1 rRNA gene is annotated in these 2,973 nt (G+C 60.0%); it reads left to right on the top strand.

From position 1 onward, the window contains the following. Positions 1-131: 131 nt before the first annotated feature. Positions 132-2,973 (top strand): 23S ribosomal RNA (locus H6B30_RS15690); the annotation flags it as partial.

Below are 2,973 nucleotides of genomic sequence, written 5' to 3'. Positions count from 1 at the left end.
TATTCTCCACACCGCCTTATGAGGCGAACGATCTTTGACATACTGTATACAAGACAAGCAACAAGCAAGGCCGGCAGCCACTCAGTGTGGCCGCCGGGAAAGCGCAATCCCGCATTGAATGTGGGAATGAGTCGAAATTGAATAAGGGCGCATGGTGGATGCCTAGGCTCAAGGAGGCGATGAAGGACGTGGGAAGCTGCGATAATCTGCGGTTAGGCGCAACCGGCCATTGACCCGCAGGTCTCCGAATGGGACAACCCGCCGCCGAAAGGCGGCATCACGCATTGAGCGTGAGGCGAACGCGGGGAACTGAAACATCTTAGTACCCGCAGGAAGAGAAAACAACAGTGATTCCCCCAGTAGTGGCGAGCGACCGGGGAAGAGCCCAAACCGTCGGCGTTTCGGCGCCGTCGGGGTAGTAGGGCCGCAATGTCGCACAAGCACCGTTAAGCGGAACGGACTGGAACGTCCGGCCATAGCGGGTGAAAGCCCCTTACGCGCCGTCGGTGCTGGCGTAGCGGTTCCCTGAGTAGCGCGGGGCACGAGAAACCCTGTGCGAATCCGCCGGGACCATCCGGCAAGGCTAAATACTCCCTTGAGACCGATAGTGAACAAGTACCGTGAGGGAAAGGTGGGAAGCACCCCGTCGAGGGGAGTGAAAGAGACCCTGAAACCATGCGCCTACAAGCGGTCGGAGCACGCATGTGCGTGTGACGGCGTGCCTTTTGCATAATGAACCTACGAGTTGCCGTCGCCGGCGAGGTTAACCGTGAAGACGCGGGGAGCCGCAGTGAGAGCGAGCCTGAAGAGGGCGCATAGTCGGCGGTGGCAGACGCGAAACCAAGTGATCTACACTTGGCCAGGGTGAAGTCCCGGTAACGCGGGATGGAGGCCCGAACCGATAAGCGTTGAAAAGCTTCCGGATGAGCCGAGTGTAGGAGTGAAAGGCCAATCAAACTTGGAGATAGCTCGTACTCCCCGAAAGGCATTTAGGTGCCGCGTGGGGTGTTCCGGGCGCGAGGTAGAGCGACCGATAGGACGCGAGGGCTTCACCGCCTGTCAAGTCCTGACGAACTCCGAATGCGCGTCCGCAGAAGCCCTGCAGTAAGGGGGCGGGTGCTAAGGTCCGCCCCCGAGAGGAGAAGAATCCAGACCGCCGTCTAAGGCCCCGGAATTCTGCCTGAGTTAGTCTAACGAAGTGTGCCCCCTGGGACAGCCAGGATGTTGGCTTGGAAGCAGCCATTCATTCAAAGAGTGCGTAACAGCTCACTGGTCGAGGGGGCTCGCGTGGATAATAATCGGGTATAAGGCAGATGCCGAAGGCGCGGGATATCGAAAGAACGTATCGGTAGGGGAGCATTCCAGGTGCGCAGAATGCAAGGGGCGACCCATGCTGGAGCGCCTGGAAAGGCAAATGTAGGTATGAGTAACGACAAGGGGGGCGCGAACCCCCCCCGCCGCAAGGCCAAGGTTTCCCGGGCGATGCCAGTCATCCCGGGGTAAGTCGGGCCCTAAGCCTAAGCCGAATGGCGATGGCGATGGCAGACACGGTTGATATTCCGTGACTGCCCGTGCGGGCGATGCGGCAACGGAGAAGTGACACCGCCGCGCGCAGACGGAACTGCGCGTTGAAGGGTGTAGGCGTCGAGGGGCGCAGTCAAGCACACGCCCCGAGCCGAACCTGAGAGTACGGCGCTCCATTCGTGGAGGGCCGAGAGTGCGGGTAATCCGGCTCCCAAGAAACCCCGCTAAGCTTAACCGCACGGGCACCCGTACCGCAAACGGACACACGTGGCCGGGTAGAGCATACCAAGGCGTTGAGAGACTCATGGTCAAGGAACTAGGCAAACCAGCCCCGTAACTTCGGGAGAAGGGGTCCTCCCCCTGTGGGAGGCGCAGCGAACAGGCCCAGGCAACTGTTTACCAAAAACACAGGGCTGTGCAAACTCGAGAGATGAAGTATACAGCCTGACACCTGCCCGGTGCCGGAAGGTTAAGAGGAGGCGTCACCGCAAGGGAAGCGCCGAGTTGAAGCCCCGGTAAACGGCGGCCGTAACTATAACGGTCCTAAGGTAGCGAAATTCCTTGTCGGGTAAGTTCCGACCTGCACGAATGGTGTAATGATCCGGGCGCTGTCTCGACCATGATCTCAGTGAAATTGTAGTATCGGTGAAGATGCCGATTACCCGCGATGGGACGAAAAGACCCCGTGAACCTTTACTGCAGCTTAGCGCTGACCTTGGCCATCGGATGTGTAGGATAGGCCGGAGGCAATGAGGGCGCCACGCCAGTGGTGCCGGAGCCGCCGTTGAAATACGGCCCTTCCGCTGTCCGGGGTCTAACGCGCGATGCGCGGACACCGCTTGGCGGGCAGTTTGACTGGGGTGGTCGCCTCCAAAAGCGTAACGGAGGCTTCCAAAGGTGCCCTCAGGCCGATTGGCAACCGGCCTAAATGAGTGCAATGGCAAAAGGGCGCTTGACTGGGAGGGGGACACCCCGAGCAGGCAGGAAACTGGGGCATAGTGATCCGGCGGTTCCGCATGGAAGGGCCGTCGCTCAAAGGATAAAAGGTACTCCGGGGATAACAGGCTGATCCCCCCCAAGAGCTCACATCGACGGGGTGGTTTGGCACCTCGATGTCGGCTCGTCACATCCTGGGGCTGGAGAAGGTCCCAAGGGTTGGGCTGTTCGCCCATTAAAGTGGCACGCGAGCTGGGTTCAGAACGTCGTGAGACAGTTCGGTCTCTATCTATCGTGGGCGCGGGAGCCTTGCGCGGTTCGGCCACTAGTACGAGAGGACCGTGGTTGACAGACCTCCGGTAAGCCGGTTGTGCCGCCAGGCGCACGGCCGGGTATCCGCGTCTGGTCAGGATAAGCGCTGAAAGCATCTAAGCGCGAAGCCGTCCGCAAGATTAGGGCTCCTTGAGGGCCGTCGCAGACTACGACGTTGATAGGGCGCAGGTGTAAAGGCGG

Origin of the sequence: Marseilla massiliensis, from assembly GCF_016899955.1 — a bacterium.
In the GTDB taxonomy this organism is placed as follows: Bacteria; Bacteroidota; Bacteroidia; order Bacteroidales; family Bacteroidaceae; genus Prevotella; species Prevotella intestinigallinarum.
The sequence above is the reverse complement of the archived record's forward strand: the minus strand, read 5'-3'. Positions and strand labels throughout refer to the sequence as shown.